16 protein-coding genes and 1 other RNA gene are annotated in these 20478 nt (G+C 65.3%); 11 read left to right on the top strand and 6 right to left on the bottom strand.

The genetic code is table 11. The features are described from left to right. Positions 1-10 precede the first annotated feature (10 nt). The 5 genes from HZA32_08520 to HZA32_08500 all read left to right on the top strand — a co-directional run bounded on the left by HZA32_08520 (position 11) and on the right by HZA32_08500 (position 9997). On the top strand, positions 11-709 hold the full coding sequence (locus tag HZA32_08520) for a sugar-binding protein (GenBank protein ID MBI5424119.1): 699 nt from the start codon (positions 11-13) through the stop codon (positions 707-709). Further along, the gene (locus tag HZA32_08515; protein ID MBI5424118.1) at positions 706-7209 is read left to right on the top strand and encodes an RHS repeat-associated core domain-containing protein; all 6504 of its coding nucleotides are present in this window, start codon (positions 706-708) and stop codon (positions 7207-7209) included. Before HZA32_08520 ends, HZA32_08515 begins: the two co-directional genes overlap by 4 nt. Next, the gene (locus tag HZA32_08510) at positions 7206-7685 is read left to right on the top strand and encodes a hypothetical protein (GenBank protein MBI5424117.1); all 480 of its coding nucleotides are present in this window, start codon (positions 7206-7208) and stop codon (positions 7683-7685) included. Before HZA32_08515 ends, HZA32_08510 begins: the two co-directional genes overlap by 4 nt. Positions 7686-7967: 282 nt before the next feature. Next, positions 7968-8912 (top strand): transposase, encoded by a 945-nt coding sequence (locus HZA32_08505; GenBank protein MBI5424116.1) that lies wholly within the window; start codon positions 7968-7970, stop codon positions 8910-8912. After that, positions 8909-9997, top strand: a complete 1089-nt coding sequence (locus HZA32_08500) for a glycosyltransferase family 4 protein (GenBank protein ID MBI5424115.1) — start codon at positions 8909-8911, stop codon at positions 9995-9997. The genes HZA32_08505 and HZA32_08500 overlap by 4 nt, the downstream gene beginning before the upstream one ends. A 344-nt stretch (positions 9998-10341) precedes the next feature. Here the strand turns inward: HZA32_08500 and HZA32_08495 are convergent, their stop codons facing one another. Further along, positions 10342-10542, bottom strand: a complete 201-nt coding sequence (locus HZA32_08495) for a hypothetical protein (protein ID MBI5424114.1) — start codon at positions 10540-10542, stop codon at positions 10342-10344. A gap of 262 nt (positions 10543-10804) precedes the next feature. Here HZA32_08495 and HZA32_08490 point away from each other — a divergent pair, with 262 nt between their 5' ends. Continuing rightward, positions 10805-11140 carry a hypothetical protein gene (locus tag HZA32_08490; GenBank protein ID MBI5424113.1) on the top strand — a complete coding sequence of 112 codons (336 nt, stop codon included), beginning with the start codon at positions 10805-10807 and terminating at the stop codon, positions 11138-11140. Here the strand turns inward: HZA32_08490 and ssrA are convergent. After that, positions 11129-11483: a transfer-messenger RNA gene (ssrA, locus tag HZA32_08485) on the bottom strand. The two genes, HZA32_08490 and ssrA, sit on opposite strands and share 12 nt — an antisense overlap. A 226-nt stretch (positions 11484-11709) precedes the next feature. Between ssrA and HZA32_08480 the strand changes: the two genes are divergently transcribed. Then, the gene (locus HZA32_08480) at positions 11710-12321 is read left to right on the top strand and encodes a hypothetical protein (GenBank protein MBI5424112.1); all 612 of its coding nucleotides are present in this window, start codon (positions 11710-11712) and stop codon (positions 12319-12321) included. A gap of 144 nt (positions 12322-12465) precedes the next feature. On the opposite strand, the gene HZA32_08475 is transcribed toward HZA32_08480, so the two are convergent. Both HZA32_08475 and HZA32_08470 read right to left on the bottom strand, forming a co-directional pair. Then, positions 12466-15453 carry a hypothetical protein gene (locus HZA32_08475; GenBank protein MBI5424111.1) on the bottom strand — a complete coding sequence of 996 codons (2988 nt, stop codon included), beginning with the start codon at positions 15451-15453 and terminating at the stop codon, positions 12466-12468. Between the two features lie 71 nt (positions 15454-15524). Then, on the bottom strand, positions 15525-16157 hold the full coding sequence (locus tag HZA32_08470) for a sigma-70 family RNA polymerase sigma factor (protein MBI5424110.1): 633 nt from the start codon (positions 16155-16157) through the stop codon (positions 15525-15527). Positions 16158-16266: 109 nt separating this feature from the next. Between HZA32_08470 and HZA32_08465 the strand changes: the two genes are divergently transcribed. The 4 genes from HZA32_08465 (at position 16267) to HZA32_08450 (ending at position 18376) form a co-directional block, all read left to right on the top strand. Further along, on the top strand, positions 16267-17055 hold the full coding sequence (locus tag HZA32_08465; protein ID MBI5424109.1) for a caspase family protein: 789 nt from the start codon (positions 16267-16269) through the stop codon (positions 17053-17055). A gap of 92 nt (positions 17056-17147) precedes the next feature. Further along, entirely contained in the window at positions 17148-17537 is a 390-nt protein-coding gene (locus HZA32_08460) for a hypothetical protein (GenBank protein ID MBI5424108.1), read from the top strand. Further along, positions 17534-18211, top strand: a complete 678-nt coding sequence (locus tag HZA32_08455) for a hypothetical protein (GenBank protein ID MBI5424107.1) — start codon at positions 17534-17536, stop codon at positions 18209-18211. Before HZA32_08460 ends, HZA32_08455 begins: the two co-directional genes overlap by 4 nt. 12 nt (positions 18212-18223) lie before the next feature. Beyond that, positions 18224-18376: a hypothetical protein gene (locus HZA32_08450; protein ID MBI5424106.1), complete on the top strand. Its 153-nt coding sequence runs from the start codon at positions 18224-18226 to the stop codon at positions 18374-18376. A gap of 27 nt (positions 18377-18403) precedes the next feature. Here HZA32_08450 and sixA read toward each other — a convergent pair whose 3' ends face one another. Then, entirely contained in the window at positions 18404-18865 is a 462-nt protein-coding gene (gene sixA / locus HZA32_08445) for a phosphohistidine phosphatase SixA (GenBank protein MBI5424105.1), read from the bottom strand. Positions 18866-18869: 4 nt separating this feature from the next. Beyond that, a complete protein-coding gene (locus HZA32_08440; GenBank protein ID MBI5424104.1) occupies positions 18870-20477 on the bottom strand; it encodes a GH3 auxin-responsive promoter family protein in 1608 nt (535 codons plus the stop codon). Position 20478: the final 1 nt, after the last annotated feature.

Genomic DNA, 20478 nt, shown 5'->3' with positions numbered 1-20478 from the left:
GTCCCACGCTATGCCTACACGTTTTTTACGGACCTGCGTTACTGGTGTTGGGATCGCCTTGTTCGCTGGCTCGACGGTAGCGGCTCCGCCTGCGTGGTGGAGTGAACGCGGTGTTCTGGCTACGGGAACATCTCCTAACGACTATGCCGCCGCCAATCTTGGGCAGGTAAAACAGATAGCAAAGCAGGCCGTTGCTGAAATGAACGCGAAGCTTACGGGTGGCGCGGGGCCGACACTAAACTCACTCGTGGCTTCTTGGAGTCAACCGGCGCCGACGGGAATTTCTCGGAACGACTACGCGGCGATTAGTCAGGGCCAGCTAAAGGCACTGGCGAAAAAATTCTATGATCGCCTTGCCGAGGTTGGCTACCAGGGCCCCCCTCTGGCTTCTGGTCAGATATACCCTTGGTCGTCTGCTGTATCGGACGATAATAACTACGCCCCGGCGAACATTGGTCAGGTGAAATTTTTGTTCAGCTTCGCGCCGGCGGCTACCCTCGATCCGGGGGATATGGATGCTGATGGTCTGCCCGACGAGTGGGAACAACAATACTTCGGCGGAACCGCCCAGACAGCTTCGGGCGACCCGGATGAGGACGGTGTTTCGAACTTGATTGAATTCCGTCTGGGCCGCGATCCCACGAAGCCCGCCGTTCCGGATTCCGGCGGCACAATGGTTCAACTCCGTCTTTTCGATTTCGGCCAATGAAGCGTTTTTCTGTAATTCTCACTATTGCCGCCATCACACTTTCGCCGCTCGGGCACGCTGGCGAATCATGTGGCGACAGTGCCGGAAACGGCCTCGCGGCGATCAACTTCGTGTCGCGTGGCGGAGCTGGAATCCTCGTCGGATTCAGCGAGTTCGTCAGTCCGTCGACCCCACCGCGGAAATACCTGAAAAAGGAATTTTCCGGCAGCTGGGAGGCCGAACTCTGGAAATCCGATGGCTCTGGTTTGGCTCCGGGACCGGTCGTGATCGACAGCGCCCCGGCGGTATCGGGGTCATTTTCCCAGAGCGCCGTCGTCCACCAGCCGGCGACGGATCACGATGTAACGGCAAGCGGAACGCACAAACCGGTGATCTTCAGTGGAGACAACGGCATGGCGGTCGGTTCATACGAATTCGAGCGAGACTGGCCGTCCTACGGCGGCCTTGCGTTCAAAGACGCGGCGGGGAACTTGATCGGTGGCTTGGGGAGTTTCGGCTCTCCGTCGGGCCCGGGTGAATATGGCGTATTTGGCGTTGTGTGGTTTGCGGGTGCGGGGGAGGCGCGCGATTACGCGTTCATGCAGCTGGGCACGGTTAAATGGCGCTTCAAGCCCGCGCCGAACAAGAAGCTGACATATACGGGGGCGGTCACCTTTAACCCGGAAACCAATTCGACGAGCACGACGGGCCACGTTGAAGGCACCGCTTTTGATGGCACGACCATCAGCGTCGACAATGTCGACTCTGCGGTGGTCGACGAGAATTGCAGTTTTACCTTGGAGCAAACAGCGACCCAGCGCCGCAACAGCGCGACCGGGAATCTTTGCAGCGTTGGCTTCGGCGTCAGTCAAAAGGTCATCGCCTGCGAGGTCAAAGAGTCGCTGACCAACGAGTTCACGGAGGAGATGGCCTACGACCGCGCCGTCGCGGCGGCAGGCACCGGCAATCAACGCACGGCTTTCCGCCTTAAGCGCACGAGTGGTTTCAGTTTTCATTTCTGCAGCGTCAGTTTCGACGTCATCGCCAACGTGAGTTGCGCGGGCACCTATGAGCTGCGCTTCACCTTCGATACGGCAGCCCACGGTTCGACGACCAATGTGAAGCCGGTGGTTTTCACGACCCGCGCCCGTCTTGAGGCCGGGACCCAGACCTTGAAGGCCGATTTGGACGTGCGCTCGATGACGGCGCGTCTTCCCGGCGGGGGAACGATTGGGCTAGCTTACGACACCGACTACACTTTGTCGAAAGTGGAGCTCGTGGGTGGTTGCGGGAACAGCTCCGGCGGCGACATGAGTTCCGCTTGGCGGAGCGTGCATCTCCGTTGGGACCTGGGCCTGGCCAGCGGAGGCGCTACGGCGGGTTCGCTCCTGTTGGACTCGTCAACGATCACGGCGGCGCTCTACTCACCCGCCGCTCTCACGCTGGCGATTGGAACCGACACCTTGCCGGTGCGCGACCCCGCCGGAGTTTTGCGGCAGGTGAAATCACCCACGATGTTGGCCGATATCACCAACGTCTCGGCGGCAGGTTATGATTTGAAATTCTACCGTGCCTCATCGATCGGAGCGCCAGATTCCACCACCGGCGTGTATGCGCTCCAGTCCGGCGCCGAGCCTTTCGCCTCCTATCGCGTGGAAAATCCCGATGCGTCGGGCCAGTCGCGGCTGAAGGTCGTGGAAACGCGCGGCACGACCACCAAGGAAACCCTGTTTGGTTTCGATTCAGGCACAAACACCTGGACGTATTCGACGGGCAGCGGACTCCGAACGCAGATCGTGGTGGTTACCCCCAATCCACAAGACTCGCGGATCCGAACCGAAACGATTTCGATCAAGGAAGCTGACGGGACTGTCGTTTCCAAAACCGAGCGCACGGTGCGCAACTACGACTGGGGCGACGAAACCATCCAGGAGATTCTCGATCCCGGCACGGGTCGTGCCAACCTGACTAGCTCGGCGAGTTACGTGGACTACGTCAATGACCCAGGGTATTCCCACGTTTCTCAACGCATCAACGCCGACGGTTCGTGGGAGCGGTTTACTTACGATACCTCAACACGTGTTACCAAAGTAGTGCGCCCCTTCCTGGACTCGCTGGTCACCGACACCAACGATGCTTCGCACCGCGTCACAAGCAACAGTTACGGCACGCTCGCTGACACCGACGGCGACGGAAAGGCCGAGCAGTTGACTACCATCATTGAACTCACATGCGGCAGCGAAACCGGCCGCCGCTACGTGGTGGATTGGAGCGCGCCGGTCGCGATTGGCGGCGAGAAGTTCGTCAAGCGCTCCACGATCCTATGCACCGCCTCGGGCGCGGCTTGGAATGCCGCGACGAACCTCACCACGACGGAATTGCGCTATGGTCCGGGATTGTTCGAAGGCCGGACCCGCAGCAGCATCAAACCCGACGGCAGCGCGACGACCACCGTCTGCTCCGCCGCGGGCGACGGCACGTCGACCATCATTGAGTCGGTCGGCGCTTATGATTCGACCTCCGGCGCAGTGGTGGACGGCACGAAGACGACGACAACCCTCAGTGCCCAAGGGCATGTCGTGGGCGTGAGCGTGCGCGATATCAGCAGCAACCTAGTGCTGTCGTCGTGGACGGCGACGGAGTTCGATCACCTCTTGCGGCCAACCCGGATGGACTATTCCGACGGCACCTACGAAACCCGCGACTATGCTTGCTGCGGCCTGCTCTCGTCGCGCGATCGTGCTGGAAACACCGTCGGCTACACTTACGACAAGCTCGGTCGCGTCACCGACGTTGTCCGCGACGGCCTCACGACGCACACCGTCTATGACGCCGCCGGGCGGGTAAAGCAGGTCAGCCGCATCGGCACAGACGACTCCGAGATCGTGCAGGAAAAAAACAAATATGATCTGGCCGGCCGTCTTTATGAGCGCAGGGACGCCCGGGACCGGCTCACGCAAATCATGGAAGAGAATTTTCCCGCGACGACCACGATAACCCGTCGAGTGACGACGACGGCTCCGGATCTGGGCACGACAATCGAGGAGTTCGCTCGCGACAGAACGCTGCTCAAGGTTTCGGGAACGGCGACCGGCCCGCGGACATTTGTCGATGCAATCGAGAGCGGTCTGTTGGTGAGAACTGAAACCCGTCTCGGAGACAGCGGCGAGACGACCGAGTGGGTCAAGAGTGTTACTGACTTTGCCGGACGACCGCTGCGCGAGGAGCGCCCCGCGCTCACTGGCACCGGCAGCGTCGTAACCCAGTCTTGGCACTACAACACGGCGGGCCAGCTGGACCGCACGGTCGATGCCGACGGTGTGACGACGCTCTATGGCTACGACGCGCGCGGTGAACAGAACATTGTGGCGATCGATCTCAACGGCAACAGCGCCATCGATTACGGCGGTGGCGCTTCGGATAGCGCTGATGGCACCGACCGTGTCACGAAAACGACCGCCTCCGTTGCGGCCAAGACTGTCGGCGGCACAGTCTACACCGTGCAGCGCACGCTCACGGAAGTGTGGGACACGGACCACTCCAATGCGGCGACCACGGTCTCGATTGTCGAGCAGACCTCCGACGGCCTGCACTCCTGGCAAACGGTGCCGGGACCGAACGTTATTGCCGCAGAGGAGGGGCTCACGACTGCCACCACGGTCACCGTCGACCCAGCGACCGCAACCCGCACGATTGCGATCGTTGCCCCCGACCTTTCGCAGACGGTGCAGGTCTTCGTGAAAGGCCGGCTCACTTCAACCACGCTGAAGAATTCCGCCGACGGCGGCGTGATGAACAGCACGGCGCTCGCCTACGATGAGCACGGACGTCTGAAAACCGCCACCGACGCGCGCAACGGCCCGACCACCTACACGTGGTTCGACGACGACCAGCTTCACACCGTGACGACTCCAGATTCCGACACGACCCGCACGGGCGCTGGCTACGACGCGCAAGTTACCACCTTGAGCTACGACGCTGCGGGGCGCCGGTCCACCGTCACCCTGCCGGATAACTCTGTCACGACCACGGAGTATTACCCCACTGGTCTGGTAAAGCAGGTTTCCGGTTCTCAGACCTATTCCGTCTTCTACACTTACGACAAACAGGGACGTCTCCGCACTCAGAAGACTTGGCGGAACTCTGCCGACAACGCGACTGCCGCAGTCACGACTTGGAACTACCAGCCACGTCGCGGCTGGCTCGAGAACAAGCGGTATGCCGACGACCAGGGGCCAAGCTACACCTACACCGACGCCGGAAGATTGAAGACCCGGCAGTGGGCGCGCACTCCCGCTGTGACGGCGACTTACGACTACAATGCGGCGGGGGACCTGAAGGGCATCGACTACTCCGACGACACCCCGGATGTGAGCGTGAAATCCGACCGTCGTGGCCGGGCGCGCGAAATTACCGACGGCGCCGGCACGCGCGCCCTCACGTATGCACCGACGGGCGCGTTGCAGGACGAGGACTATACCGCCGGCCCGCTCGCGACACTCGCTGTCCATCGCACGCTGGACGAACTCGGACGCTTGCACGAACTATCGAGCCTCAGCGGCGCGACCACGCTTCGCGCTGCCGAATACACCTATGGCGATGCCTCGCGCCTCAACACGGTGAAATGGGGCGATGTCACCGCTACTTACGGCTACGTCACGAATTCCAGTCTCATCGAAACGCTGACGTTCAAGAGCGGTGCCGCACTCCGTCTCACCACGGCGCGCGGGTGGGACAACCTGGGGCGGTTGACCTCGGTCTCCAACACGCAATCGACCGCAGCGGCCCTGTCCGTCGACTATCGCTACAATGCCGTCAACCAGCGCGCGCAGGCGCGGCGGGAGAATGCAACGGCGTGGGTCTACGGCTACGATTCCCGTGGCCAGGTCACCAGTGCTAGTCAGCGTCAGCTTCTTCCCGCGGAGGCGGAACCGGGTGACGTGATTGGCGGGCGGAGCTTTAGTTATTTGTTCGATGACCTCGGCAATCGTCTCTCCTCCACGGTGGGTGTCGGTTCGACTGCCCGGTCGACGACCTACACGTCAAACTCGCTCAACCAATACACCGAGCGCACGGTGCCACGCTTTGCCGAGGTCGCAGGTGGCGCTGCGCCGGGCACCACGGTGACGCTCACCGCCGCCAGTGGAACCATCTATCCGGTCGAGCGGGCCGGAGAGTATTTCTCCGGACGGATTCCGGTCGACAATTCGACCGCGGCCCAGTTCCCCGCGCTTGCGGTGACCGCCGTAAAACGCAACGGCGGTCCAAGCGCGGCTGACGTTGTGGCAACGCAGAGCCGCGCGGTCTTCGTTTCCAAGACTCCCGAGATCTTCGCGCACGACGCGGATGGAAACCTCATCTCCGACTCACGCTGGAGCTACACTTGGGACGCGGAGAACCGGCTCGTGACGATGGTCACCGCTGATGCTGCGGCTGCCGCAGGGGTGCCGAAGCGGAAGCTCGAATTCGGCTACGACGGTCAGTCGCGACGCGTGAGCAAGAAAGTCTACGCGTGGACGGGCGACGCCTGGCAACTCGCCGAGTCGCTTCGTTTCGTCTACAATGGCTGGACTCTTATCGCCGAGGTCAACGCGGCCAACTCGGCGGTTCGCACCCACATCTGGGGACTCGACCTGAGTGGCACGCCACAGGGCGCCGGCGGAGTTGGCGGGCTCCTTGGTTCGACCATCGGTGGTGAAAGTCACCTCGCCGAATTCGACGGCAACGGCAATGTCCTCGGCTACGTCGACGCTGTCACCGGCGCGCGCAGCGCCACCCTCGACTACGCCGCCTTCGGCGAGCCACTCGTGGCTGACGGCGCCGCCGTCAGCGACCTCCCGTTCCGCTTCAGCACGAAATACACCGACCGCGAGTCCGGCACGCTCTACTACGGTCTAAGATATTACAGTCCGGGGACCGGGAGGTGGCTCAGCAGGGATCCGATTGGGGAAGCGGGTGGGCTGAATCTTTACGGAATGGTCGGGAACAACCCGATCAATCTGTTCGATCCGTTTGGGCTAAATGCAGCCTGCGCCGCACTTGCGGCCGACATCGCGGTTCAGGCCGGCAAGCTTGCAGCAGAGTTCCTCAAATATGATCCGGTGGCAGACGCGCGCGGTGGTCATATCCGAGGCGGCACGCGTCAGGTTGGTGGGCGCTCTTATCCGAACCGGACCAAGCCAGGCGGTCATTACAAGGAGATGATGGATTTGAAGCGCGGCCTTTGGAATCGCCTGAACGAGTTTAAGGAAAAGTGCTGGGATGATGACGATTGCGACGACCCGCCGAAAATCCCGGTTTGGGTTTGGGATGTTGCAAAGCGTCCGATCCCTGCGCCCGTTGCGCCGCTAAATCCGCTCCAGCAATGGGCGGTTAATGTGCCGGAAGAATCCATACCAACGCCGGGAGCGGCGTTTGTTTACGGAGCTGGCGGTGCCGCAATTGGGATCGGCGTAGCGGTCGGCGCTCCGTTGGTCGTTGCCGGTGGTGGACTGCTCGGGCTGACGCCCGCTTACCAATGAGCCTAAAAGCCGACATCGAGGCTGCTTTTCCTAAGCTCAATCCTGACTCGGCCGGCTTTTTTCCGGACGAGGCCAGCGATGATGAAATGCGCCAACTCGCGGGCGATATCAGCAGCTTTTACATTGATGATGTTCCGCCTTTCCTTGGCGCGTTGCTCTACTGGTCGGCGCGAAATCCTCCAAACGAAGCGTGGTCTCTTGAGCGGTTGATTTACTATCTGAACGCAAATCTTGAGGCACCATTTTTTGCGGGCGTTGGAATGGGGCGTGGCGCTGACGAAGTAGAAAACGAGCGTCGGCAGCGAATGGAGAGGCAGCGCGAGTTTGAGCGTTTAACGCCTGCGCAAATCACGGCTGTTCGTGACTGGTTGGCCGAGGCTCAAACTTGGCCTTCAATGAAGCCGCTTGCGCATGAAGTTGCTGATGCGCGCGGTTATTGGAACCAGTTAGCCGCTCGCGTGCGCTTGTCGAAATGAAAGGGAACGCATGGCATCGAGCCATGCGGCACAGATCGCGCCAGCGGAGCTGTCACGATCTCTGCTTCCTCCTCCGCTTGCGCTCCGTCCGGTGGAGTGCAACCCCGCCGGGGGCGGCCTGGGCGGTGCAGTGGCCCGCCCGAAGCGGCGCTCCTCCGGCCCGCGCCGTCAGGACCGGTCGAACACGTCAGGTCGTGACTCTTGACAAATTGCTGAGCCTGCGGCCGGCTCGATGACATGCCGAGGCCATGGCGAGTGGAGTATGCAGGGGCTTGTTACCACGTGATCAACCGTGGGAACTACCGCCGGAATTTGTTCGAGGGGAAAGGCGCGGCGGAGGCTTTTGTCCGGGTGCTGGGAGAGGCGGCGGAGCGCTACGGGTGGCGTGTGCACGCGTTCGTGGTCATGAGCAATCACTTCCATCTGGCACTGGAATTAACAGAGCCGAATTTAAGCGAAGGGATGAAGTGGCTGCAGGGCACCTGGATTCGCCGCCACAACGCGCTGCGCCGACTCATCGGCCGGCCTTTCCAAGGGCGCTACAAGGCGCTGCACGTCGAGCCCGGGCACGCGCTCGCGCGAGTCTGCCACTATATCCACCTCAACCCGGTGCGTGCGGGACTGCGATCGGCCGCGCGGATCACGGACTACCCGTGGAGCAGCCTTCCCCGGTTTGCAACGAAGGGACGACAGGCATGGTTGGAGGCATCGACTGTGCTCGCTGAGGCTGGCGGGCTGCCGGACACACCGGCGGGCTGGCGAAAATATGCCAGCTATCTCGAATTCCTCGCTGGGGACGAGCCGTCGAAAGTTGCGCTCGTGTCCGAGACGATGAGCCGAGGCTGGTGTGTCGGTGCGGAGAAATTTCGCAACGAGCTGCGCCGCCAGATCGCGGAGCGTGGCGCAGAGCTGGATCGGTTCGGCGGGCTCGAACCGGAGGCTGTCCGGCGCGAGCGTGAAGCGGTGTGGGAGGAGACGCTGCGGAAATTTGCCCGCGCGGCGAAGATCGATCTGGCGGCCTTGCCCGCGCAGAAGTCCGCGCCCCAAAAAGTGTTGCTGGCAGCCGTGCTGAAACGCCGCACCTCCGTTGCGAACGGCTGGCTGGCGCGACGCCTCGGCATGGGCGAGCCTGCGAGCGCGAGTCAGTTCGTGCGCCGACTGTTGCTGTCGGACGACGGCCGAGCCGCAGTTTCGGAACTCACGGCACATGCGGGAGGGCGGAGATGAGGGTGCTGCTGCAACATCCGCATGCGCCGGGGGAGATCAGCGGCGTTGTAACGTATTGCGAGCGGCTGGCCGCTGCGTTGCGCCGACAAGGAGTGGAAGTGATGGTGTTTTCCACCCACGGAGTATCGGGGCGTGCGCTGTGGCGCGCGGTGGAGCAGGTGGACGTGGTGCACGTGAACTCGCATCACCTTTGGCTCGTCCTGTTCGCACGGCTGCGAGGCAAACGAGTCGTGCTGAAGTATCACTATCCCTATTGGGACTCCGTTCTGCAGGGGCCGTTTGTGGCCCGAGGCTTTGGAGGGCGATGCGCTGAAGAACTGCGATTTCTGGTGCGTCTGACTTCGGGGCAGGGGGCGGGAGGGATCAAACACGTCGTGGTGAGGTTTGCCCGGGTCGTGATGCGCGTGGCGCTTGCCTTCGCGGTGCACCGTCGCCTCGCATGCAGCGAGTTCATCGCGCGCTCGTGCGAACTACCCCTCGATGTGGCGGTGGACTATTATCCGATGGATCTTCTCAGCGAAGTCGCTCCGTGCCCACGCGTCGAACCGGCACGGCCGAGGTTCGTCTTTGCGGGAAGACTGGAGCGGCGAAAGGGAGGGGAAGTGCTCTTGCGGGCGATCGCGCACTTGCGCAAGAGCGCGGCAGATTTCGAACTCGTCATCATTGGAGACGGCCCGGAACGAGAGAGGTTGGAGCAGATCGTGGAAAGCGAGAATCTGCGCGATATGGTGATCTTTCACGGGAAACTCGAACGCGCTGCCGTTCTGGCGGCGATGGCACAGGCGACGGCAGTGGTGGTGCCTTCGCGCGACAACGACGCGCTGCCTTTTGTCGTAATCGAGGCCGCGGCGCTCTCTCGTTGTGTCGTGGGAAGCTCATCGGGCGGAATCCCAGAGCTGCTCGGACCGGACGGGTTGCTGTTCGCGCCAGATGACCATGAAGGTTTGGCCGGGCATTTGAGGACGCTGCTACAGCGGCTTTCTGAAACCGAAGCGCGAGGGCGCGCTTTGCATCGGCGCGTCAGCACGCTTTGCGATCCCGCAGTCGCTGCAAGGCGCGCCCTTGAGTTTTACACCGCCAGTTGAAACAACCGGAGTGGCTGTGCCGGTCCAGATCCGCGTCGTAGGATTAGACGTGACTAGCGGCGCAGAGTTTTCCGGCTTTTTGCCACGATAACCGTTTGGCGGGCGAGATGTTGAAGCCCGGAAACCGACGGTCCGATTGCCTAGTCGTGCCTTCGCTGGTTTCGAGCCCGGTTCAACGCCGGCAACAACACAGTGTGGCCGGCTAAGAAGGTGCCCTCGGTGTCAGAGCCTATTGGACCTCGCTCAGGCCGTAGCCTGCGGGGTTTCCGTTTTTGATTCTTCGAACGAGGTCAAAACAAGCCCGAAAACAGAAAGCAATTTAGTGAAGCGAACGGCGTTCGGGCTTAGCGGGTTGTGGAGTGAGCGTTGCCCATCGAGTCGCCCTGCACGTCGCGGGTGTTATCGTTGAATTCGAAGTCTTCGACTACGCCATCTTTCGAGACGTATACCTGTAGGCTCTGCGTGCGGGTCGTGCCGGCAGTCTTTCCCATCGAGCCCGGCTTGAGGGGGAACATGGCCGCCAAGGGGTTCACCTTCACGTTCATGTTCGTGGCGCTGTAGTTGTATGCGAGGGATCGGCGACCATCAGAGAGCATTGCGGTTGCGTCGGGTTTGCCGAAGAAGGCTGCGACCTCGGCCGTGTGGTGTTGCCCTTAACGATCTGAACCACTTTCGCGGGGTCGATGAGATTGCCTGAAGAGCGAGGGCTTGGCTGCCAGCAAGGCGCAGATCGAAGAACTGTGCCCACGGCTGCGGGTGATTCAGTAGCAGATTGGCGACCTCAATTCGGCCTTCTTGGACGGCAAAATGCAGCTCCCTGAGCTTCGTGAGTTGAAGAATCCGCTGGTCGAGAAGAAGGTCGAATTAGAGGCCAAACTGGCCTCTCTGGAAGGGACTAAAGCGGTGCGGCTCGAACCGCTGCGAAATTGGATAAATTCCGCTAACGCCGTTGGAAATACGGTGTTTCTGGAAGACTGGCCCGAAATGCGCCGAGTTCTCGAAAAAACCGGCTCGAACCCGGTTTTGCGCGCTCAAACCTTAACCGTTTCTTTCCTAAAACCGTGGGGTTCATTGGCCCAAACGGTCGGAGCGGGTTTTGCCGATAACGAGTTAGCTCACGCTCGTGAGAAATGGTGGAGGTGAGGGGAGTTGAACCCCTGTGCCCCGGGCCTTCGCGCGCCGCATCTACCGGTGTAGGCTCAGATTTGAATCTCGCCTCGGGCGCGCGTTGAGCCGCGCTCGTCCCTCAGCCAGCCGTGGGTCGAAGATACGGCGGGTCCGTCACGACGGCCAAACCCGCTATTCCTGCTGTCGACGTTCCTATCCCTTAGCAGGAGTCAGAGTAGGAACGAGGCGGCCATTAGGCCGCCAGGGGCATTTCTTCGTAGGTGCCGTTTGTTTTTTTCGAAGGGAGATTTGCGAGAGGCCTTCGGCTCTCGACCGGCAGCTGCGCACTCCAACCAAGGGTCGAATCCGGAACACCCCCAAAATTGGGAATGACGGGCGACTGGTATCGATGCGCCGTCAAAGAACAGAACCGATTACCGAATCATACGCCGGCCGAAACGCAAGCGGCGGCTCAAATCCGAGTCGCCAAAGACGTCGCCGAAATTCGCTTTTTCTGAAAGAAGCACGCTGCCGCCCCCGTTTCGCGCCTTGGCCGGGAATGACGCCCTTTCGAATTCTCCCGGCAAAACCCTCCCAACCCTCCCATGAAAAAGAACCCACGCCCCGCGAAGAAATCCGGTGGTGCGGCAGCCGCTGCGCCGGCCGTCGCCGCCCCGCTTGCCGACCCTGAATTCCCGAACGAAGCCCAGTATCAGGAGTGCGGCAAACCGCCGCTCGGCTACAACCGGTGTTCCACCCACACCCTCCATGTCACCATGGCGGGCTGGGAAAACATCGTGTGGGAGTGCTACACTCCCGAGCAAAACCGCCGGCCCGTCTCGCGGCGCCACGTCTGGCAGGTCGGCACCATTCCCGGCGCCGGCAAATACGACTTGCACGACATCGGCGCCCAGCACCGCGTGAAGTTCCTCTGGTTGCGCGTCTGCTGCGACGACGCCAACGCGACTATCACCGAAATAGCCGCCGCCGGCCCGGTCGCGCCGAAGCAGGCCAACGGATTCTATCTCATCCGGCCGTCCAATCCCCACAAGAACCCGAAGACCGGCCTGATCGAGTTCGATCATCTCTACGAACTGGAGTTCGCTGCCGCCGAGTGCCGCCTCGAAGTGTTTTACGACCTCTATCCGCCAGGCCTCAAAGCCCAGCTCGAGGACGGCGGCCCGCCTCCGAATCCGCCGGTCGGCATGGAGAACTAAGACGCGTCTTCCCAATGCCTTGTCATCGCGAGGCCCGCAGAGCGGCCCGTGGCGATCCAGCTGGATGTCATGCTGTCGCTCCGCTCGGTAGCTTCGGCGTCCCGCTCGGCGGGACGCCTCGCCATGACCATTTGAAGACGCGCGCTAATCTCCGCGCGGCGCGTGCCAGAGCCGGATTGAGCCATCCTCGAGATAGCCGGCGAGATGCTGGCCGTCGCGACTGATCGCAACCCGCGCCAGCGTGGCGGCCGTTTCCTGGCCTGAGCCGGCGCGCAACTCCACGAGTTCCAACGCGCGCTCCAAGTCGACGACGTGGAGCGCGCCATCGCGGCCGCCGAGCAGCAAACGCGGCTCGCGCGGATGGAACGCCACCCCCTGCAACACGCCGCTGCTCGTGAGCAATGTCCGCGCCGGCGCCTGCCCGCGCACATCCTGCCACTCGGCCACGCCCGATTCCTCCACCAGCGCCAGCAATTTTCCGTCCGGCGAAAACGCGCCGTTCACCGCCGCGTTCGCCGGCCGCAACTCGCGCACCAACTCGCCGCTCTCGGCCGACCACAGCCGCGTGACGCCGTCGCGTCCGCCGGTGGCGACGAGGTCGCCCTGCGGGGAAATGGCCACCCACCACGGGTAGCCGTGGCGCGCGGAAAAAGCGCGCACCGCCGCCGGGTTGTCGAGGGGCCCGAGCGCGAGCCGCGCTTCCTTGTCCACCGCCGCGAAGCGCTTCCCGTCGGCGGAAATCGCCGCGGCGATCGGCACGAACGGCAGCGCCACGCTCCGCCGCCCGGCGTCGCTCCCGGCGACCACCGGCTCCAATTCCAGCGTGCCGCGCCGCGTCGCCAACCAGCAGGATTTTCCGTCGGCGGAAAAGGCGAGCGGGGCGACGACACCTTCCACCTCGCGATCGCCTCCGCTGCCGTCGAGCGCCACCAGCCGCGCGCGCGCGCCGGGCGCGGTCGCGGCCAGCCAGCGGCCGTCCGGCGAGAGACAAAGCGCGCGCCCGCCGCCGGCCGGCGCCGCGAAACCCGCCAGCGTGCGGCCCGGCCGACCCGGTTGATCCGACCACCAACGGACGTCCCCGCCGCTCCCGGTGGTGAGCAACGTGCGGTTGATCGGATGGAACGCCGCGCTGCGCACGTCGCTCTCGTGTCCGCGCCGCGTCGCGACGACTTTGCCGGTGCCGGCGTCGATCAGGCACACGCTCGAACGGCGCCCGCCGACGGCCAGCCTTCCCGCGCCGTCGAGCGCCAGCGCCTCCGGTTGCGCGAAGGGCATGCGGAATTCCCACTCGGGCGCGCTCCCGTCCGGCGCATCGACCGCGAACGCGGAGACCGTCCGGCTGTTGCCCAGCGCCAGGAACAGGTGCGCGCCATCCGGCGAGAGCGCCAACGCCAGCGGACGATCCTCAAGCGCGCGTTTCCAGCGCACGCGCAGGTCCGGCAGCGCCAGCACCAACACGTGCCAGCGCGCGTCGCTCGCGCGGCCGCTCAACAGCGCCAACGCGCAGTGGCGTCCGTCCGCGGTCAGGGTCGCGCCATAAAAGTCCCCGCCGGTGCCGTCGTCCGTGAGCGGCACCGCGCCTTCCCACGCAACCTTGCCCGCCGCGAAATCCCAGCAGCGCAACATGTGCGGCCGTTGCTGCGGACGTTGGACGAGCGCGACGGCGCGCGCGCCGTCCGTCCACCCGATCGGCCAGTGCGTGCCGACGCTGGCGGCCGACTCGATCCGCCCGTCGCCCACGCGCCAACGGCTCAGCCGCGAGCGGTCGTCGATGCCGAGCGCCCATTCTTCGTCCGCGGAGAAACCGCTGAACAGCTGGACGCCCGCGATCTTCTTCCGCTCCTCTCCGGTGCCGGCGTCCCACAACAACAAGCTCGGCTCCCGCGTGCTGACGCCCCACCACCGGCCGCGCGGCGAGCTGCGCGCAGTCAGGCCCGCCGCGCCGCCGCTGCGGAGCAGCCGCGCCTCGTCGCCCAGCGCGTCGTGGTCGAGCGCGCGCCATTCGAAGCCGCGGAGATCCGGCCCGGCGTTTTGCGGGCGGCTCGTGGCGAGGAAACGTCGCGCTTGTCCGTAGTAATCCTGTTCCAGCGCACGCTGGGCGCGCGCGAGGGTGGCTGCGTAGACCGTGCGGCGGGCGAGCGCGTCGCGCTCGGCCTCGGCCGCGGCGCGGCGCATCGTCTCCACGTTGGCGCGCCGGCGCTCGACCCACGCGCCGGTGCCGGCGAACGCGGCGATGACGGCGAGCGCGGCGGCGACGCGCAGCGCGCGGGAGAGGCGCCGCTCGGCGCGCCGGAGCCGGCGCACGGATTTGCCGGCCTGCAACAGCAGCAACTCGTCGAGCAGCGCGCCCGCATCGGTGAAACGCCGGCGCGCATCGCCTTCGCAGGCGCGCAGCAGCACTTCGTTGAGCTCGAGAAATTCGCGGCGGTCCGTCCACTCGCCCAGCTCCGCCGGCAGGCGCGGGAAATCGTTCCGATCGAGACCGGTCGAGAGTTCGTAGAGGAGCTTGCCGAGGCTGTAGACGTCGGCGGCCGGCGCGCCGGGTCCTTCCGGCGGGACGAAGCCCTCGGTGCCGACGAAGGTGATCTGCTCGGTGCTCGCGGCGGTGACGAGTCCGACGTCCGCGAGTTTCGGCACGCCGCCGACGAAGATCACGTTCGACGGTTTCACGTCGCGATGGACGAGCCCGGCGGCGTGCAGGCTCGCGAGGGCGCGGGCGAGCGCGACGCCGAGACCGACGACCTCCGCGGCGGGCAGGCGGCCGCGTTGGGCGAAGACCTCGCGCAGCGTCAGCGGCCGGTAGCGGGCGGGATCGACGGCGCGACCCTGCTCGGTGTCGTCCGCCAGCTCCATGACGTAGTAGAACATCCCGGCGGAGTCGTCGCGGCCGGCGTGGAGCAGCGCGAGTTGGGACGGCTCGCGCAACGACACGGCGGCGAAGCGCGTGATGCCCTCGAACTCGCGCGCGAACGGTCGCAGGTCGGGGAAGCGGTCGCGCCACACGATCTTCACGGCGCGAAACGCGCCGGTGATGCCGCGCGCCAGCCAGACGTCGCCGTAGCTCCCGCCGCCGATGAGCCGGATCAGCTCATAGTCGGGAATGCGCGGCGTGGGCGTGGCAGCGGGGGACATTGCCGGGAGCGCTTTTGCCGGGTTGGAGAGGCGGAGTCCATCCCCGGCTTGCATCAGCGCGGGCGCCGCGCTCAGGCGAGGCGCGCCTTGAGCGTCTCGACCTCGAGCTTCAGCTGCTTGGTGAGACGGTGGCTGATGAGGTAGACGGCCGCGACGTTGACGCCGAGTTCGCGCGCGACCTTCAACACGGGCCAATCCTGGCGCTTGTAGAGGTCGAAGATCTGGAAATGTTTTGCGGGCACGCGGCGCGCGAGCCGCGCCAGCGCGGCGTCGAAGACGTGGCGTTGCCATTCCTCGTCCCACGCGCGCTGCACGTCGGCGCCGTCGGGCACGCGCTCGATGGTGGCGGTGCGGTCGGACTCGTCGAAGAGCGGCGCGCCGGGCTGGCGCTCGTGCGGCTTGCGGGCGCGGAATTTGTCGGTGATGCGCCAGCGGGTGAGATTGAGCAGCCAGCCGCGGAACGAGCCGCGCGCGGGATCGGCCTCGAATTCGTGCACCGTCTCGGCGACGCGTTTGAAGACATCCTGCGCGACCTCCTCGGCGTCGGCGTGCGAGAGGCCGGCGCGGCGCGCGAAGCCGAAGACGAACTGGTAGTAGAGGCGGTAGAATTCGGTCCAGCTCGCCTCGTCGTGCCAGTCGCGCAGGCGGAACAGCAGCGTCGGGCGCGTGCGCAGCGTGGAAGGCGGGTTGGATTCGGGCTCCATGGGACGGCGGCGGAAGATAGCTACGGTAACGCGCTCGCCCACGCCAATCTTTCGCTTAAAGAACGTCGCGACGCTGAAAGATCGATCTGTGCGGCGCCGTTACCCTCCCATGAATCGCCCCTCCGTTTCCCCGTCTTCGCGGCCGCCGCAGCGCCGAGCCTTGCTGATTGGCGTGTCCAAGTATGCCGGTCCCGGGATCGGCGACCTGCCGGGCGCAGACGTCAATCCCGTGCTGTTGGCGCCGGAGCTGGTGCGCCGCGGATTCACCTGCACGTGCCTGCTGAATCAGCAGGCGACGCGCTGCGCGATCACCACCGCGATTGCCCGGTTGATTCTAGACGCGGAACCCGGCGACGTGTGCCTGATCGCTTACAGCGGGCACGGCGATTCGGTCGCAGATCCGGACACGGACGAACCGGACGGGGCGAACGAGTTCATCTATCCCCACGACGCCGGTCCGCTCGCGGCGGCGATCCGCGACGACGAACTCGCCACCTGGCTCAAGCAGGCTCGCGCGGGCGTGTCGATCTACTGCGTGTTCGATGCCTGCCACTCCGGCACCATGCCCGACGGCTTCCTGCCACTGGCGAGGCGTTGGTGGTGGCGAACGCGGCGTTTTTTCCGACGCGTCTCGTTCTGGTTTCGCCGGCGTGTCGCGGGTAGGCGCACGATGGTTTTCAGCGCCTGCCGGGACGGCGAACAGGCCGACTACTCGCTAAACAATCGCGGCCTGTTCACCGCCCGGCTGGTCGAGGCCTTGGCGCAGAATGCGGTCACCAGCAATGAGGCGCTGGGCCAGCACCTCGCGCAATTGTTCGAGGCGCCCGGCTCCCGGCAGCATCCCGAATTTCGCGGACCGCCGCGGGCCTTGCGCGCGGGGATTTTCAAACCCTACTGACGCCGGCCTGCGATCCACCGGCGGTTCGGAACGAGCCGGAACCCGGACGGCGCTTTGTTGAAAGAAACGGCGGCGCGGAGCCGTGAGAGATCATGTCCCTCGACATGATCCGCCCCGTGCACTCCGCGCTCTGTCTCTTCCTCGTTTCCCTGCTGCTGGCCGGTTGCCAAACGCGTGACGGCGTCTCGACCGCGGGCGCCGTCGTGCCGCAGTCGCGGGAGCGCTACCTGATCATCGGCTTCGGCGTCGTCACGGTGCGCGCGCCGGACGCGGCCCGCGCCCGCGTGGTGCGCGAGCGCGGCGTGGGCGTGAGCCTCGCGACGCAACCGACGCTGCGCGCCGGCGTGGGCTACGTCGACTACCGCATCACATCCGTGCCAGCGGATGCCGAGGGGCGCTTCGAGATCAAGGAGGACAAGGACGGAAAGCTGACCATCTCCGTCGATCCGTCCACGTCGCGCGATTTGCCACACCCACCATGAAAACCATCCCCTCCTCCCTCCGCGGACTGTTCCGCGTGCTTCCCCTCGCGACCGCCGGCGCGTTTCTTGCCGGCTGCGTCCACAACGAGAACCAAGTCGTCGCCGGCTCGGGCACCCTGATCGGACTCCAAATCGGCCAGGCTCCCGCCGACACCACGCCCCAACTGAAATTCGGCTACAGCCGCGCCGAGATCGCGTTCGTGCCGACAAATCGCGGCGCGAGCGAAAAGACGGGCGGCGCGCAGGACACGACCGACGTGCTGATGGAGCTCAACTACAGTCGCGGTGGAGCCAAGGACGCGATCGGCGGCATCTATCAGCGCCTCGCCGTCGGCCGGACGGCCGTGCAGCAGGGCGGCGCGGCGGTGCTGTTTGCGAAGAAGCCCGACGGCTCGATCGATGAGAATGCCGCGAAGGCGGTGCAGGGCGCGCTGGGGACCATTCCCAAGTTCGACGCGGGGCAGGCGAAGGACGCGCTGCCCCTGCACAAGGCCTACAACCAGATGAAGCCGAGCGGCAAAACCGAGACATTCGACCAAGCGGCGAAATCGCTGGGCTTCGACAGTTACCAGGACTTCGTGCGCGCCGAACCCACCGCGGCGCAAGTGGCGAACATGCGCGCGGCGCTCGAAAAGGACGCCGAGATCAAGAAGCGGCTCGAGTCGTTCAACTAACCTCTTCCCACCATGAATACCCACGTCACCCAAATCACGTTCGACGGAAACTTCGTCACCAACTTCGAGGCGTGCGTCCAAACGCAGGCGGCCGCCGGCCGTCGTCTCGCCTCCGCCTTCATCGCCCCCGGCACAATCCAGCTGGTGCTCCTGTTCGTCTCGTAGGAGCCCGCCACACGCACCGCCCGGAGTTTACAGCAACTCCGGCGAAACCAGCCAGCGGACGGTCCACCCGCCGCTGCTGCGATCGAGGCGCAGCGCCGCGGCTTTCTTCATGCGGAAGCGCGGCGGCTCGGCCCTGCCCACCACCAACAGCGAGGCGAGCGCGCTGAGATGCGGGTCGTGGCCGACGACGACGACCGGCTTGCGCGCGTCGCCGAGCTTGCGCGCGGTGAGAGTCGGGTCGTCATCCGGTTTCAGTCCGCTGACTTCCGTGCGGGGCGCGGCGTGCCCGAGTTGTTTCGCGAGCAGCGCCGCCGTGTCGCGCGCGCGCACGAGCGGGCTGTGCCACCACTCCGCCGCCTCGATCGCTCCGGCCGCGCGCAGCAGGCGCGCGAGCTTGCGGATCTGCTTCCGGCCCTTGGCGCTCAACGGACGCGCGGCGTCGGGTTTGCCGTCCTCGGCGTGGGCGTGGCGAATCAGGTAGACGTGCATGAATTCATTGCTGGGGAAAATCCACGGCGAGCGCGAGTGCGTCGGCGACCTGGCGGTCGGAGCGACAGCGCGGCGTCTTGTGCTGACCGCCCCATTTCCCGGCGCGCTTCAGCCAGCGCTCGAAGCCGCCCGCAGAGACGGGGCGGACGCGCGGCGTGTCGAGTCCGCCGCCGTGGCGCTTGCCGGCGTAGTCGTCGTTGAGGGCCAGGAGCTCGCGATCGAGCGCAGCGGCGAAGCGCTCCAGCTCCACCGCTTCGGGCGCCGGGCCGCGAAACTCGATCCACCATTCGTGGCGGCCGACGGCGCGCGTGCCCGCCGCGGGGAAGAGCGGGGCGACGTGGAAATTTTCCACCGACACGCCGTGCGCGCGGCAGGCGGCCGCCAGCGCGTCGGTGATTTCCTTTTCGATGACGTGCTCGCCGAACGCGCTGAGCTGGAGCTTGGTCCGGCCGACGTAGACGAGGCGCGGCGGCTCGAGGCTGACGAAGCGCACGAGGTCGCCGATCGCGTAGCGCACGAGGCCGGCGGGCGTCGTCATGAGCAGCACGTAGTCCACGCCGGGCCGCACGCCCGCCAGCGGCACCGCGCGCGCGGCGGTGCGCACCGGGTCGCTCTCGTCGTAGTCGGCGAAGGGGACGAACTCGTAGAAAATCCCGTGGTCCGCGAGCAGGCGCAGGCCGCTGCTCTCGGTATCCTGCGCGGCGATGAAACCCTCGGACGCCGGGTAGACTTCGTGGCGGCGGACGCCGTCGCCGAAGGCGCGGCGCAGTTCCTCCGCGAACGGCTCCACTGGCACGCCGCCGTGGATGAGGCATTCGAGATTGGGCCAGAGTTCCGCGAGCGTCTCGGGCCGGCGGCCGCCGCGGCGCGCGGCGGTTTCGCGCACGGCGGTGGCGAGCACGAGCAGCCAGCTCGGGATGCCGGCGACGAGAGTGATGTCGCGGTTCCACGTGCGCTCGGCGATGGCGCGGACCTTTTCCGGCCAGTTTTCCAGCCGCGCGATCTCGCGGCCCGGTTCGTAGAGCTGGTGTTCGGCCCACCACGGCAGGTTCAGCGCCGTGATGCCGCTGAGGTCGCCGGAATGGATCGGCGGCGTGACGCCGGGCACCGGCATCAGCCCCGTGCTGCCGCCGAGGAACAGGTGGCGGCCGCGGAAGACGCTGCCGCGGCCCGTGCGCAAGGCGTAGAAGAACAGCGAGTCGAGCCCGGCATCGCGAAAGTGCGCGAGCATGGCGGCGTTGACCGGCAGCCATTTCGAGGGACCCGCGGTCGTGCCCGACGACACCGCGAAGTGCGCGCAGCGGCCCGGGTGCAGGATGTCGGCCTCTCCTCGCTTCATCCGCTCGATGTAGGGCGCGAATCCTTCGTAGCCGCGCGGCTCGATGCGGGCGCGGAAATGCTCGTAGGGCAGGCCGGCCTCAAGGCCGTGTTCGCGGCCGAACGCCGTCGGCGCCAGCGCGGGCACGAGCCGTGCAAAGACGGATTCCTGCGCGGCGGTGCCGTCGCCTTGCGCCGCGAGCCGGTGCGCGGTGCGCACGGCGAGGCGGCGGCCGATGGCGCCGGCGAGTTTGCCGGAAAGGGAGGAAACGGGGCGGGAGAGCGCGGTGGTCATG

Source organism: Opitutia bacterium (assembly GCA_016217545.1).
Classification (GTDB): Bacteria; Verrucomicrobiota; Verrucomicrobiia; order Opitutales; family Opitutaceae; genus Didemnitutus.
This window is presented reverse-complemented; position numbering and strand designations above follow the sequence as displayed.

Bases quoted from the DNA above. Each gene is read 5' to 3' on its own strand.
- HZA32_08520 (MBI5424119.1), top strand. From the start codon at position 11: ATGCCTACACGTTTTTTACGGACCTGCGTTACTGGTGTTGGGATCGCC.
- HZA32_08515 (MBI5424118.1), top strand. From the start codon at position 706: ATGAAGCGTTTTTCTGTAATTCTCACTATTGCCGCCATCACACTTTCG.
- HZA32_08510 (MBI5424117.1), top strand. From the start codon at position 7,206: ATGAGCCTAAAAGCCGACATCGAGGCTGCTTTTCCTAAGCTCAATCCT.
- HZA32_08500 (MBI5424115.1), top strand. From the start codon at position 8,909: ATGAGGGTGCTGCTGCAACATCCGCATGCGCCGGGGGAGATCAGCGGC.
- HZA32_08495 (MBI5424114.1), bottom strand. From the start codon at position 10,542: ATGAACGTGAAGGTGAACCCCTTGGCGGCCATGTTCCCCCTCAAGCCG.
- HZA32_08490 (MBI5424113.1), top strand. From the start codon at position 10,805: ATGCAGCTCCCTGAGCTTCGTGAGTTGAAGAATCCGCTGGTCGAGAAG.
- HZA32_08480 (MBI5424112.1), top strand. From the start codon at position 11,710: ATGAAAAAGAACCCACGCCCCGCGAAGAAATCCGGTGGTGCGGCAGCC.
- HZA32_08475 (MBI5424111.1), bottom strand. From the start codon at position 15,453: ATGTCCCCCGCTGCCACGCCCACGCCGCGCATTCCCGACTATGAGCTG.
- HZA32_08470 (MBI5424110.1), bottom strand. From the start codon at position 16,157: ATGGAGCCCGAATCCAACCCGCCTTCCACGCTGCGCACGCGCCCGACG.
- HZA32_08465 (MBI5424109.1), top strand. From the start codon at position 16,267: ATGAATCGCCCCTCCGTTTCCCCGTCTTCGCGGCCGCCGCAGCGCCGA.
- HZA32_08460 (MBI5424108.1), top strand. From the start codon at position 17,148: ATGTCCCTCGACATGATCCGCCCCGTGCACTCCGCGCTCTGTCTCTTC.
- HZA32_08455 (MBI5424107.1), top strand. From the start codon at position 17,534: ATGAAAACCATCCCCTCCTCCCTCCGCGGACTGTTCCGCGTGCTTCCC.
- HZA32_08450 (MBI5424106.1), top strand. From the start codon at position 18,224: ATGAATACCCACGTCACCCAAATCACGTTCGACGGAAACTTCGTCACC.
- sixA (MBI5424105.1), bottom strand. From the start codon at position 18,865: ATGCACGTCTACCTGATTCGCCACGCCCACGCCGAGGACGGCAAACCC.
- HZA32_08440 (MBI5424104.1), bottom strand. From the start codon at position 20,477: ATGACCACCGCGCTCTCCCGCCCCGTTTCCTCCCTTTCCGGCAAACTC.